Genomic DNA, 13,002 nt, shown 5'->3' with positions numbered 1-13,002 from the left:
CTTCTGACGTTAGACAATATCAGGGTAGCAGAGCTATAAAATAACTCTGGAGTTCTTTTTAATTTATTCGCTTTAATACATCAGCAGACATTTAATTCATTTCATTTTTCTCGGCTGGCGAAGAATATTTCTTGGCCAACTCCACTAATACTGAGGCCGGTTTTTTTATACGATAATTCTTTGACCAAATTGCTGCATAGCGCGCTACGGGTAATACGTCTTCGACCGGCAAAATAATAAACTGGTCAGATCCAAAGGGCGCAATCATATCTTTCGGTATGACCGTCAGGAAACCGGCATTTAAGACCAGGTTGTAGATGGTCACCACGGAATCTGTTTTGACGATATTTTCAGTGCTGATGTGATGGAGGTGGAGAGTGGAGAGGAGTTCTTTGTAGTAGCCCATGTCGGTTTGTGGGAAGACCCACTGCTCACCGGAGAGAGACTCCAGCGCGACCGTTGACGTACACGTTCGTAATTTGGAGGCAACGACAACAAACTCAGACTCGAAAAGCGGCTCCACGTGCAGATCCTGCAGCTGCATCTCATCGCTTAATGTACCAATAGCAAAATCCAGGCGCCCATCGCGCAGCGCCGGTAAAAACGACGACAGCTGGGCTTCAAACATAGTGACCTGCGCTGCTGGAAAGACCTGTTTAAAGGTTTTAATCATCTCAGGCAGAAAGGTAAACCCAATCAGCGACGGGTAGCCGAATGAAACATCAACCACGCTGCTGCAGCTCAGGCTGTTCATTTCATTGACCATATTTTTCATTTTGCGGGTGATAGACTCGGAGTAGCCGAGCAGCACCTGACCCGCGCTGGTCAGCGTCACACCGGTATTTTTACGCACCATCAGCTCGATACCGAAGTTAGATTCAATATCGTTGATGATCTTACTGACTGCCGGCTGGGTTAAACCAAGCTGTTTTGCCGCTGAGCCGAAAGAGCCACTTCTAATGACTTCCTGAAACACCACGAGGTGTTGCGTTTTAGGCAGAAGAACATTATCCATTTTTCTTTCTCCTCTTATTTCCACTTGGCGAGGTGGATTCTATTAAATATAGGCAAGAGAGATGTGTGCTACTACTCACAATTTACTTTAAACCATGATTACCACAACCTGCAAAATCAAACAAAACATTTATATATCAATAAGTTGAAAATATTTAATATGATATTAGACTGACTTTCATCAATAAAAAAGAGGTGTATGAATTTATTTTATGGCGATAAATAACGCAGTTTTACAGCGAGATAAAATTTAATAATTAGATCATCTTTCAATCATTTTCAGGGCATTTTTTGTGCGAAATAAAACCATTAATATTATTTGATAAAATAAAAATAACTGATAAAAAGCACCGTTATTACTTCGATTCTTCGCACACCATCACACAACGGCATTCAAAATATACATACACGTTAATATGTTTAGATCATTAAAATTAACATACTAAAAACATAAAAATGACATCACCAGGCGCGAATACACCTGCTTTTTCGTCATTTTTTACGGGTTACAAAAGGGTAAAAGCGACGTTGGCAGCACAAAAATCCAATCGAAACGTTTGAATTAGTGTTTTGTGCATCATGTCGCATTTCAGCAAAATGCACGTTTTTTGTAACAACCTCAGGATCCGAAATCAGGAAAATCTGCACGCTTTATCAGATGATTTTTCTGAGCCTAAAAAAGCAAAAACCCCGCCGAGGCGGGGTTTTTTAAGAGGTGAAACTGACCGATAAGCCGGGTTCTGTCGTTGGACAGTCATTCATCTAGGCCAGCAATCGCTCACTGGCTCAAGCAGCCTACCCGGGTTCAGTACGGGCCGTACCTTATGAACCCCTATTTGGCCTTGCTCCGGGTGGAGTTTACCGTGCCACGGACTGTTACCAGCCGCGCGGTGCGCTCTTACCGCACCCTTTCACCCTTACCTGATCCCACTTGCGTGGGCCATCGGCGGTTTGCTCTCTGTTGCACTGGTCGTGGGCTGTTACACCCCCCAGGCGTTACCTGGCACCTTGCCCTATGGAGCCCGGACTTTCCTCCCCTCCGCCCGTCTCCCCCGAAGAGGACGACGACGAAGCGGCGACTGTCTGGTCAGCTTCGGCGCGCAGTATAGAGGGTTTGCACGCCGATGTCACCCTTGAGTTTGCGCCTGCATCCCCATCTGGAGGGTCGCGGCGACATTACGCGAAGTGAGGTAAATATTATCGGCGGCATCGCGGAATGCTTCTTCCAGCGAGCCAATACGGTTAAGCACGCTAAACACCGAATCAATGCCGTATTGATGCACAATCCCAACATCGCGCGTCAGGCTTCCAGCAATGCCAATCACCGGCTTGTGGTATTTTTTCGCCACACTGGCCACGCCCACCGGCACTTTGCCATGAATGCTTTGGCTATCAAGTCGCCCTTCACCGGTCACCACCAGCGTGCAGTCATGAATATGCTCTTCCAGATTGAGCGCCTGCGTGACAATTTCAATTCCACTGCGCAAATCCGCACCAAGGAACGCCATCAGCGCCGCCCCCATCCCCCCCGCAGCTCCGGAGCCCGGCACCTCTTTCACATCCACCCGCAGCGATTTCTTCATCACCTCGGCGAAATGCGCAAGATTATGGTCCAGTTCGGTGATCATCGCCTCGGTGGCCCCCTTTTGCGGGCCAAAGATGTAGGAGGCCCCCAATTTTCCGGTCAACGGGTTAGTGACATCACAAGCCACGCGTATGCTGCAGGCCTGCAGACGCGCATCAAGATGAGTCACATCAATATGGTTCAGGCTCATCAGGCTACCGCCGCCAAAACCAATATCAGCACCGTTAGCATCGCAGAGCTTCGCGCCAAGCGCCTGCACCATCCCAGCGCCGCCGTCGTTGGTGGCACTGCCGCCGATACCGATAATAATATTCTTCACCCCCCTCTCCAGCGCCTGCAAGATAAGCTCCCCGGTGCCGTAAGAGGTGGTAATTAATGGGTTACGTAACTCAGGAGGCACCAGCGCTAACCCGCTGGCGGCGGCCATCTCGATAAATGCCGTATGGCCATCGCCCGAAAGCCCCCACTGCGCGTCAACGGCATCGCCAAGCGGTCCGGTGACGGTTGACGTTACGGCCCGGCCGTGAGTGGCCGCGATCATCGCCTCAACCGTTCCTTCTCCCCCGTCTGCGACCGGTACGGATACAAACTGCGCTTCCGGAAAGATTTCCCGAAATCCTTTTTCTATTGCCTGCGCTACCTCGGTAGCAGAAAGGCTTTCTTTATAAGAGTCTGGGGCGATTACGATTTTCATATCTGAGCCTATTAGCGCACGACGGCGGATGGCGTATGGCTTATCCGGCCTACAAAGTAGGCCCGGTCAGCAAAGCGCCACCGGGCACGACGTCATTAGCGAGTCACTTCCACTTTTGCCAGTTTCTCGTAGTAGCACGCAATTGCGCTGTGGTCGGCGGTTCCCAAACCGTCGGCGCGTAGTGCCTGCATCATCTCCATCACCGCCGCCGTCAACGGCAGCTGCGCACCCACGCCGTGGGAAGTATCCAGCGCGTTGGCCAGATCTTTAATGTGCAGATCGATACGGAAGCCTGGCTTGAAGTTACGGTCCATCACCATCGGTGCTTTCGCATCCAGCACAGTGCTTCCCGCCAGGCCGCCGCGAATCGCCTGATAGACCAGATCCGGATTAACGCCCGCTTTGGTAGCTAACGTCAACGCTTCGGACATCGCCGCGATGTTCAACGCCACAATCACCTGGTTTGCCAGCTTGGTCACGTTGCCCGCGCCAATCTCACCGGTATGTACCACGGAGCCAGCCATGGCTTTCATCAGGTCATAGTACTTGTCGAAAATCGCTTTATCGCCGCCAACCATCACCGACAACGTGCCGTCGATAGCCTTCGGCTCACCGCCGCTGACCGGTGCATCCAGCATCTCTACGCCCTTCGCTTTCAGCGCGTCGCTGATTTCACGGCTGGCGAGAGGGGCAATGGAACTCATATCAATCAGTACAGTTCCCGGTTTAGCTCCCTCAATAATGCCGTTTTCACCCAACGCCACGTCTTTCACGTGCGGCGAGTTTGGCAGCATGGTGATAATCACATCGCACTGCTCGGCAATCGCTTTTGGCGTGCTCGCCGCTTCCGCACCTGCGGCCATCACTTCGGCAACGGTTTCAGGATTACGGTCAGAAACCACCAGCGAGTAGCCCGCTTTCAGCAGGTTTTTACTCATCGGTTTACCCATGATACCCAGGCCAATAAAACCAACTTTCATCGTCATTTCCTCAATTTTGCGTGTATGCGTGGTGGTTACTTTTTAAAAGCGTCGGCCAGTTTCTGCGTTCCGGCACGGAACACGCCCAGATCGCTGCCAACGGCCACAAAAGTGGCACCCCATTCCAGGTAGCGGCGTGCATCGGCTTCAACCGGTGCCAGAATGCCGCTTGGTTTGCCGTGCGCTTTGGCGCGGGCAAAGATGTGTTTTATCGCCTGCTGCACTTCCGGGTGCGAGGCATTACCCAAGTGGCCTAAGGCCGCAGCCAGATCGCTTGGCCCAACAAAGATGCCGTCAACACCGTCTGTTGCCGCAATGGCATCAACGCTATCAACGCCCAGTTGGCTTTCAATCTGCACAAGAATGGTGATGTTCTTGTTGGACTGCGCGAAATAATCCGGCACGGTGCCAAACATGTTGCCGCGATGGGAAACGGAGACACCGCGAATGCCTTCTGGTGGATAACGCGTGGAAGCGACCGCCTGTTCTGCCTGCTCCTGAGTTTCAACAAACGGGATCAGGAAGTTATAGAAGCCGATATCCAGCATGCGTTTGATTATCACCGGCTCGTTAGTCGGGATACGCACGACCGGCGCGCTGGCGCTGCCTTTCAGAGCCATCAACTGCGGGATTAACGTCGTCACATCGTTCGGCGCGTGCTCACCATCCAGAACCAGCCAGTCGAAACCGGCCAGGCCTAACACTTCGGTACTGATTGGGCTGGACAGCGCTGACCAGCAGCCAATCTGAACCTGATGTGCAGCCAGTGCTGCTTTGAATTTGTTAGGGAAAATCGCGTTATCCATTGTCATTACCTTAAGTTAGTCGTGACTTATTTCCGCAGTTCCAGACGTTTGATGTCTCCTACCACGAACAGGTAGCACACCATCATCATCAGTGCGGAACAGCCTACAAAAATCAGTGCGCCATTAAAGGAGTGCAGTTCGCTGACGATATAGCCAATCACCAGCGGCGTCACGATGGAGGCCACGTTGCCAAAGACGTTAAACAGCCCGCCGCACAGCCCTACAATTTCTTTCGGCGCCACATCGGAGATAACCGGCCAGCCTAGTGCGCCAAAGCCTTTACCGAAGAATGCGAGTGCCATCAACGCCACGACTAGCGCGGTGTTATCGGTGTAGTTACACAGAATAATCGTCGATGCCAGCAGCATGCCCAGAACGATAGGCAGTTTTCGCGCAAAGGTCAGCGTACAGCCGCGGCGAATTAAGTAGTCGGAGAACAGGCCGCCCAGCACGCCGCCGCCAAAACCGCACAGCGCAGGAATCGACGCCACCATCCCCACCTTCAGAATCGACATCCCTTTATCCTGCACCAGGTAAATCGGGAACCAGGTCAGGAAGAACCAGGTGATGGTGTTTAAGAAGTACTGACCAAAGAAGATCCCTAACATCATACGGCTACTTAGCAGCTGCTTGATGTAATCCAGCTTCGGGCCTTTCGCCGCATCACTGCCCGGCTTTTTGTGGTCCATATCGACCACGGCGCCGTTATCCGCGATAAACTTCAGTTCTTCTTTGGTCATTCGCGGGTGGTCGGTTGGGTTATGGACGAACTTCACCCACATCCCGGTCAGCACGAAACCAATCACGCCCATGACGGTAAAGACATGTTCCCAGCCCCAGGCAAAGGTCAGCCAGCCCAACAGCGGTGAGAACAGCGCTAAAGAGAAATACTGTGCGGAGTTAAAGATTGCGGAGGCAGTACCGCGCTCTTTGGTTGGGAACCAGGCGGCCACAATACGGGCGTTAGCCGGGAAGGATGGCGCTTCAGAAAAGCCCAGCATAAAGCGCATGATGAACATGGAAACCCCAGCCCACGCCAGCGGGAAGAAGCCCACAAAACCCTGCAGGAAAGTAAACAGCGACCAGAAGAATAAGCTGTAGGTATACACTTTCTTCGAGCCAAATTTATCCAGTAACCAACCACCGGGGATCTGCATGAGCAAGTAAGCCCAACCAAATGCAGAGAAGATATACCCCATTGAAACCGCGCTAAGACCTAGCTCCTCAGCAACGGAAGTACCGGCAATGGAGAGCGTTGCGCGGTCTGCGTAGTTAACGGCCGTAACAATAAAAATAATTAATAAAATTAAATATCGGGTAGGCATACCCTTTTTTGATTCAGCAACATCAGCAGCATCGTGTATCATTTTATTATCCTCGGGTACAGGACACCTTAATTATATTATTTTTTATTAAGGTGTATTTCGCTGACTATTTATTGATAACGGGTAGTCTCAAAAAACAAATCAGACACCATGAAATCGAGATTCAGTATAATCAGGAAGCCACACCGGTACATTGTGCAAAGAACCAATTTAAACGCTTTTATAATTCATTAAATTGATCATATGCACATAACACTGGGCGCTAATGCACAATTTCAACCATTGCTCCCCTTGCCACGCGGGGCATCACGGCGATAGGTGATCTACATCACGTTCTTATATCTGAACTCCTGACATTCTTTATTCCATTATTCAGGTGTTTTTATTTCCTATAACCAGAAGCGAAACACTCATATACCTTATTCTTTTTACCCCGTTGCTGGAGAATGCTGGACAATGGCAAACATTGAAATCAGACAAGAATCGCCAACTGCCTTTTATATAAAGGTACATGCAACAGATAATGTTGCGATCATTGTCAACGATAACGGATTAAAAGCAGGAACGCGTTTTCCTGATGGTCTGGAATTAATTGAACATATTCCCCAGGGCCACAAAGTGGCATTGGTTGATATTCCGCATAATGGTGAAATCATTCGCTACGGTGAAGTTATCGGCTATGCCGTTCGTGATATCGCCAAAGGCAGCTGGATAGACGAATCCACGGTCTCTTTACCAAAAGCGCCGCCGTTGAACACGCTGCCGCTGGCAACCAAAGTGCCTGAACCGCTGCCGGCGCTTGAAGGTTATACCTTCGAAGGCTACCGCAATGCCGACGGCAGCGTCGGTACTAAAAATCTGCTGGGCATTTCCACCAGCGTGCACTGTGTCGCGGGCGTGGTGGATTACGTGGTCAAAATCATTGAGCGCGATTTACTGCCCAAATACCCCAACGTCGATGGCGTGGTTGGCCTCAACCACCTGTATGGCTGTGGTGTAGCGATTAACGCACCGGCAGCGATCGTACCTATCCGCACTATCCACAACATCGCCCTGAACCCGAACTTCGGCGGCGAAGTCATGGTCGTTGGCCTGGGCTGTGAAAAACTGCAGCCGGAACGCCTGCTGGAAGGGACTGAAGATGTGCAGAGCATTCCGGTCGACAGCGCCAGCGTTGTGCGATTGCAGGATGAGCAGCATGTCGGCTTCAGATCCATGGTCGATGACATTCTGCAGGTCGCTGAACGTCATTTGGAAAAACTCAATAAACGCCAGCGTGAAACCTGTCCGGCCTCTGAGCTGGTCGTCGGAATGCAATGTGGCGGTAGCGATGCGTTCTCCGGCGTCACCGCCAACCCGGCGGTGGGCTACGCCTCCGACCTGCTGGTCCGCTGCGGCGCGACCGTGATGTTCTCGGAAGTGACCGAAGTACGCGATGCCATTCATCTTTTAACGCCGCGCGCTATCAATGAAGAAGTCGGTAAGCGCCTGCTGGAAGAGATGGCCTGGTACGATAACTATCTCGACATGGGGCAAACGGATCGCAGCGCCAACCCGTCTCCGGGCAACAAAAAAGGCGGATTGGCGAACGTCGTCGAAAAAGCGCTGGGCTCCATTGCTAAATCCGGTAAGAGCGCCATCGTGGAAGTGTTATCACCGGGTCAGCGCCCCACCAAGCGCGGCCTGATTTATGCCGCAACGCCTGCCAGCGACTTTGTTTGCGGCACTCAACAGGTCGCATCCGGAATTACCGTGCAGGTGTTTACCACCGGCCGCGGGACACCGTACGGCCTGATGGCGGTACCGGTCATCAAGATGGCTACCCGCACCGAGCTTGCCAACCGCTGGTATGACTTAATGGATATCAACGCGGGGACGATTGCCACAGGCGAAGAGACAATTGAAGACGTCGGCCTGAAGCTGTTCCATTTCATTCTTGACGTTGCCAGCGGGCGTAAGAAAACCTTCTCGGACCAGTGGGGCCTGCACAACCAGCTGGCGGTGTTTAACCCAGCACCAGTGACCTGATAGCAGTCGGCAGATAAAAAAGGGGGAGCATTTATGCTCCCCCTTTTTTTAATCCGCCAGCGAAACCAGAATCACGTCGATACCGCTTTTCCGCAGCCCTTCGAGGCTTTCTACTGGGATCCCTTCATCGACGATAATCATATCGACGCGCTGCATATCAATAATCTTATGTAGGCTGGAGCGGTTAAATTTACTGGAATCGGTGACCACCACGATTTTTTCGGCCACTTCGCACATCCGTCGATTCAGGCGCGCTTCATCTTCATTATGGGTGCTAATCCCACGTTCCAGATCGATGGCATCCACACCCAGGAACAGCATGTCGAAATGATAATTCTGCAAAGACTGCTCGGCCTGATCGCCGTAAAAAGATTGCGATTGGCGACGGAGATGGCCGCCGGTCATCAGCAGCTCCACACCGTCAGCTTCCAGCAGCGCATTGGCCACGTTCATGCCGTTGGTCATGACAATCACGTCCGTGTGCTGGCGCAGCATGCGGGCGATTTCAAACGTGGTCGTACCTGAGTCAAGAATAATGCGATTTCCAGCTTTGATGAGCTGAGCCGCCTCGGCCGCGATACGCCGTTTGATCGCAGTATTGAGTGAGCTTTTATCCTCAACGGAAGGCTCAGTTCCCGGCACATTACTGTCGCAGATGAGTGCGCCGCCATAGGCTCGAACCGCAATTCCCTGCTTCTCCAGGAAGGCCAAATCGTTACGGATAGTCACCGTCGATACGCCAAAATCATTCGAAAGATCATTTACCTGCACGCTTCCTTGCTGACGTAAACGCTGAATAATGAGCTCACGCCTCTCACTGGTACCCGTAATACGTTTTTCAGCCGATAAATCAGTGCCGCCCATAGTGAATCCCTTAACGTAATCTTTCGTTTCATTTCGATTACCCTATTAACGCCTTTCCTTTAACAGAATGCAAGTGCCACTGGCCCCTTAGCCACCTATCATCAGCGCTCCAAATCTTTCATTATGTTTCTTTTGTGAAATAGATCGGAAAACTATTATCTTTCGTTTTATTTTTACAACACCATAATGCAGTATTAAACGAAACAAACCGAAAGATATCTATCACGACAATCTGTTCTGGAGAGGAAAGTGAAACATCTGACTGATACGGTAGAGCTGCATAAACAAGGTAAAGCAAATGGGATATATGCCGTTTGTTCCGCACATCCATTGGTACTCGAATCAGCGCTTCGCTTTGCCCATGCGCATCAGACACCTCTACTCATCGAGGCAACATCCAATCAGGTTGATCAATTCGGTGGCTATACCGGGATGACTCCCGCCGATTTTCGTGACTTTGTTTGCCAGCTCGCTGATTCGCTACAGTTCTCCCAGGATCAGCTGATCTTAGGCGGCGATCATCTGGGCCCTAACCGCTGGCAAAACTTGCCAGCAGAACAGGCAATGCTCAACGCCGACGATCTCATTAAAAGCTATGTGGCTGCAGGCTTTAAAAAGATCCACCTTGATTGCAGCATGTCCTGTGAGGGCGATCCGGTACCACTGACGGACGAGATCGTCGCTGAACGCGCCGCACGTCTTGCAAAGATTGCTGAAGAGACCTGCATTGCCCACTTTGGTGTTGCCGATCTGGTCTACGTCATTGGCACAGAAGTGCCCGTACCCGGCGGAGCCCACGAAACGTTAACCGAGCTGGCCGTCACCACGCCCGATGCCGCCCGCGCGACGCTCGAAGCCCACCATCATGCTTTCGAGAAACAGGGTCTGAACGCGATTTGGCCACGAATCATTGCCCTGGTTGTGCAGCCTGGCGTTGAGTTTGATAACAGCCACATTATTGATTACCAACCGCAGAAAGCCGTTGCCCTGAGCAAAATGGTTGAGGCGTATGACACGCTGGTCTTTGAAGCGCACTCCACGGATTACCAAACGCCACAGTCGCTGCGCCAGCTGGTGAAAGATCATTTCGCCATCCTGAAAGTGGGCCCGGCGCTGACCTTTGCTCTGCGGGAGGCCCTGTTCTCGCTTGCCGCTATTGAAGAAGAACTGCTGCCCGCCAAAGCCAGTTCCGGGCTACGTCAGGTGCTGGAAAACGTCATGCTCGATCGCCCGGAATACTGGCAGAGCCACTACCATGGCGATGGCAACGCTCGCCGCTTTGCCCGTGGCTATAGCTACTCCGACCGCGTTCGTTACTACTGGCCGGATAGCCAGATTGATGAGGCCTTCGAGCGCCTGGTACGCAATCTGGCGGACGACACGATCCCCCTTCCACTCATCAGCCAGTATCTACCTTTGCAGTACACCAAAGTACGTGAAGGATCGCTTTGCGCGACGCCGCGTGAACTGATCATTAGCCATATTCAGGACGTATTGCAGCAGTACCACACTGCTTGCCTGGCCACGACATCCCAAAACGGATAACAACAAAGAGGAACAACACTATGCCAAATATCGTTCTTAGCCGTATCGATGAAAGATTAATTCACGGACAGGTCGGCGTGCAGTGGGTCGGATTTGCAGGCGCCAACCTGGTGCTGGTCGCTAACGATGAAGTTGCCGAAGACACCGTACAGCAGAATTTGATGGAGATGGTGCTGGCGGAAGGGATTGCCGTGCGTTTCTGGACGCTGCAAAAAGTCATCGACAATATTCATCGCGCTGCTGACCGGCAGAAAATATTGCTGGTCTGCAAATCCCCGACCGATTTTCTCAAGCTGGTAGAAGGTGGCGTTCCTGTCACCCGTATTAACGTAGGAAACATGCACTACGCCAATGGCAAGCAGCAAATTGCCAAAACGGTTTCTGTCGATGCCCAGGATATTGCCGCGTTTAACGGCCTGAAAGATGCCGGTGTGGAATGCTTTGTACAGGGCGTACCCACGGAAGCTGCCGTAGACCTCTTTAAACTCCTCTGAGGGATTCACAATGGAAATTAGTCTGTTGCAAGCAGCTGCGTTAGGCCTACTCGCCTTTATTGCGGGTCTGGATATGTTCAACGGCTTAACGCATATGCACCGCCCGGTGGTGCTTGGGCCGCTGGTCGGTCTGATACTGGGCGATCTGCATACCGGTATCCTGACCGGCGGTACGCTGGAACTCGTTTGGATGGGCCTGGCACCGCTGGCCGGTGCACAGCCGCCTAACGTGATTATCGGCACGATTGTCGGCACCACCTTTGCCATTACCACCGGCGTGAAGCCAGAAGTTGCCGTCGGCGTGGCCGTCCCCTTTGCCGTTGCAGTACAAATGGGCATTACCTTCCTGTTCTCCGTGATGTCCGGCGTCATGTCCCGCTGTGACCGCATGGCGGCCAATGCCGATACCCATGGCATTGAGCGCGTTAACTACCTGGCGCTATTGGCATTAGGCATTTTCTATTTCCTCTGCGCTTTCCTGCCGATTTACTTCGGCGCGGAGCATGCAAAATCCGCCATTGATGTATTACCAGAGCGTCTGATTGACGGCCTCGGCGTCGCAGGCGGCATCATGCCAGCCATCGGTTTCGCCGTGCTGCTGAAAATCATGATGAAAAACGTCTACATCCCTTACTTCATTATCGGGTTTGTTGCCGCAGCCTGGCTCAAGCTTCCGGTGCTGGCTATCGCTGCCGCCGCGCTGGCAATGGCCATGATAGACCTGCTGCGTAAATCTCCTGAAGCTGCCGCTCCAGCGGCTAAAAAAGAGGAATTCGAAGATGGAATCTAATCCACAGGTGCTGCCAAACGTGTCCGAAAGCGAAGAGACACTGTTGTCCGGTGTGAATGAAAATATTTATGAAGATCAGAAGATTGGGGCAGATCTTACCCGTAAAGATATTAATCGTGTCGCCTGGCGCTCCATGCTCTTACAGGCTTCGTTTAACTACGAGCGTATGCAAGCTTCCGGCTGGCTTTACGGTCTGCTGCCTGCGCTGAAAAAGATTCACACGAACAAACGCGATCTGGCCCGCGCGATGAAAGGCCATATGGGTTTCTTCAATACCCATCCATTCCTGGTGACGTTTGTTATCGGCATCATTCTGGCCATGGAGCGCTCAAAGCAGGACGTTAACAGCATTCAAAGCACCAAAATTGCCGTCGGTGCACCGCTTGGCGGGATTGGCGATGCCATGTTCTGGCTCACTCTGCTGCCGATTTGTGGCGGTATTGGTGCCAGCCTGGCATTGCAGGGATCCATTCTCGGTGCCGTTATCTTTCTCGTGATGTTTAACGTCGTCCACCTTGGCCTGCGCTTTGGCCTAGCACACTATGCTTATCGGATGGGCGTTGCAGCGATCCCGCTCATCAAAGCAAACACCAAGAAAGTCGGCCACGCCGCCTCTATTGTCGGGATGACCGTCATCGGTGCGCTCGTGGCGACCTATGTTCGCCTGAATACCACGCTTGAAATCAAAGCGGGTGATGCGGTTGTTAAGCTGCAGGCCGATGTTATCGACAAGCTCATGCCCGCCTTTTTACCGCTGGTCTATACCCTGACGATGTACTGGCTGGTGCGTCGCGGCTGGAGCCCGCTGCGCCTTATCGGTATCACCGTGGTGCTGGGTGTTGTCGGCAAGTTCTGCCACTTCCTGTAAAGCAAATGA

11 protein-coding genes and 1 other RNA gene are annotated in these 13,002 nt (G+C 52.0%); 5 read left to right on the top strand and 7 right to left on the bottom strand.

Annotated features, from left to right (window positions below):
* Positions 1–91 precede the first annotated feature (91 nt).
* The 6 genes from tdcA to KP80_RS11015 form a co-directional block, all read right to left on the bottom strand.
* Positions 92–1,015: a transcriptional regulator TdcA gene (tdcA, locus tag KP80_RS11035; RefSeq protein ID WP_052283695.1), complete on the bottom strand. Its 924-nt coding sequence runs from the start codon at positions 1,013–1,015 to the stop codon at positions 92–94.
* Positions 1,016–1,727: 712 nt separating this feature from the next.
* Positions 1,728–2,109, bottom strand: an RNA gene (gene rnpB, locus KP80_RS11330) — RNase P RNA component class A.
* Between the two features lie 32 nt (positions 2,110–2,141).
* Entirely contained in the window at positions 2,142–3,293 is a 1,152-nt protein-coding gene (gene garK, locus KP80_RS11030) for a glycerate 2-kinase (protein ID WP_052283694.1), read from the bottom strand.
* A gap of 95 nt (positions 3,294–3,388) precedes the next feature.
* Complete coding sequence (gene garR / locus KP80_RS11025) at positions 3,389–4,279, bottom strand: 2-hydroxy-3-oxopropionate reductase (RefSeq protein WP_052283693.1); 891 nt, start codon at positions 4,277–4,279, stop codon at positions 3,389–3,391.
* Between the two features lie 29 nt (positions 4,280–4,308).
* A complete protein-coding gene (garL, locus tag KP80_RS11020) occupies positions 4,309–5,079 on the bottom strand; it encodes a 2-dehydro-3-deoxyglucarate aldolase (protein ID WP_052283692.1) in 771 nt (256 codons plus the stop codon).
* A gap of 26 nt (positions 5,080–5,105) precedes the next feature.
* The gene (locus KP80_RS11015; protein WP_052283691.1) at positions 5,106–6,446 is read right to left on the bottom strand and encodes an MFS transporter; all 1,341 of its coding nucleotides are present in this window, start codon (positions 6,444–6,446) and stop codon (positions 5,106–5,108) included.
* Between the two features lie 414 nt (positions 6,447–6,860).
* Between KP80_RS11015 and garD the strand changes: the two genes are divergently transcribed.
* On the top strand, positions 6,861–8,432 hold the full coding sequence (gene garD / locus KP80_RS11010) for a galactarate dehydratase (protein ID WP_052283690.1): 1,572 nt from the start codon (positions 6,861–6,863) through the stop codon (positions 8,430–8,432).
* Between the two features lie 48 nt (positions 8,433–8,480).
* On the opposite strand, the gene KP80_RS11005 is transcribed toward garD, so the two are convergent.
* Entirely contained in the window at positions 8,481–9,296 is an 816-nt protein-coding gene (locus KP80_RS11005) for a DeoR family transcriptional regulator (RefSeq protein ID WP_052283689.1), read from the bottom strand.
* Between the two features lie 249 nt (positions 9,297–9,545).
* On the opposite strand from KP80_RS11005, the gene kbaZ reads away from it, so the two are divergent.
* Genes kbaZ through agaE form a run of 4 tightly spaced genes read left to right on the top strand, consistent with a single transcriptional unit; the run spans position 9,546 to position 12,993 of the window.
* A complete protein-coding gene (kbaZ, locus tag KP80_RS11000; protein WP_052283688.1) occupies positions 9,546–10,841 on the top strand; it encodes a tagatose-bisphosphate aldolase subunit KbaZ in 1,296 nt (431 codons plus the stop codon).
* 20 nt (positions 10,842–10,861) lie between these two features.
* Positions 10,862–11,335 (top strand): PTS N-acetylgalactosamine transporter subunit IIB, encoded by a 474-nt coding sequence (gene agaV, locus KP80_RS10995; protein WP_052283687.1) that lies wholly within the window; start codon positions 10,862–10,864, stop codon positions 11,333–11,335.
* A 10-nt stretch (positions 11,336–11,345) separates the two neighbouring features.
* Positions 11,346–12,125, top strand: a complete 780-nt coding sequence (gene agaW / locus KP80_RS10990) for a PTS N-acetylgalactosamine transporter subunit IIC (RefSeq protein ID WP_052283686.1) — start codon at positions 11,346–11,348, stop codon at positions 12,123–12,125.
* Entirely contained in the window at positions 12,115–12,993 is an 879-nt protein-coding gene (gene agaE / locus KP80_RS10985; RefSeq protein ID WP_052283685.1) for a PTS N-acetylgalactosamine transporter subunit IID, read from the top strand. The genes agaW and agaE overlap by 11 nt, the downstream gene beginning before the upstream one ends.
* Positions 12,994–13,002: the final 9 nt, after the last annotated feature.

This window comes from Kluyvera genomosp. 1, from assembly GCF_001266615.1.
Classification (GTDB): Bacteria; Pseudomonadota; Gammaproteobacteria; order Enterobacterales; family Enterobacteriaceae; genus Kluyvera; species Kluyvera cryocrescens_A.
The sequence above is the reverse complement of the archived record's forward strand: the minus strand, read 5'-3'. Positions and strand labels throughout refer to the sequence as shown.

Coding starts and splice junctions, on each gene's coding strand:
- tdcA (WP_052283695.1), bottom strand. CDS start 1,015: ATGGATAATGTTCTTCTGCCTAAAACGCAACACCTCGTGGTGTTTCAG.
- garK (WP_052283694.1), bottom strand. CDS start 3,293: ATGAAAATCGTAATCGCCCCAGACTCTTATAAAGAAAGCCTTTCTGCT.
- garR (WP_052283693.1), bottom strand. CDS start 4,279: ATGACGATGAAAGTTGGTTTTATTGGCCTGGGTATCATGGGTAAACCG.
- garL (WP_052283692.1), bottom strand. CDS start 5,079: ATGGATAACGCGATTTTCCCTAACAAATTCAAAGCAGCACTGGCTGCA.
- KP80_RS11015 (WP_052283691.1), bottom strand. CDS start 6,446: ATGATACACGATGCTGCTGATGTTGCTGAATCAAAAAAGGGTATGCCT.
- garD (WP_052283690.1), top strand. CDS start 6,861: ATGGCAAACATTGAAATCAGACAAGAATCGCCAACTGCCTTTTATATA.
- KP80_RS11005 (WP_052283689.1), bottom strand. CDS start 9,296: ATGGGCGGCACTGATTTATCGGCTGAAAAACGTATTACGGGTACCAGT.
- agaV (WP_052283687.1), top strand. CDS start 10,862: ATGCCAAATATCGTTCTTAGCCGTATCGATGAAAGATTAATTCACGGA.
- agaW (WP_052283686.1), top strand. CDS start 11,346: ATGGAAATTAGTCTGTTGCAAGCAGCTGCGTTAGGCCTACTCGCCTTT.
- agaE (WP_052283685.1), top strand. CDS start 12,115: ATGGAATCTAATCCACAGGTGCTGCCAAACGTGTCCGAAAGCGAAGAG.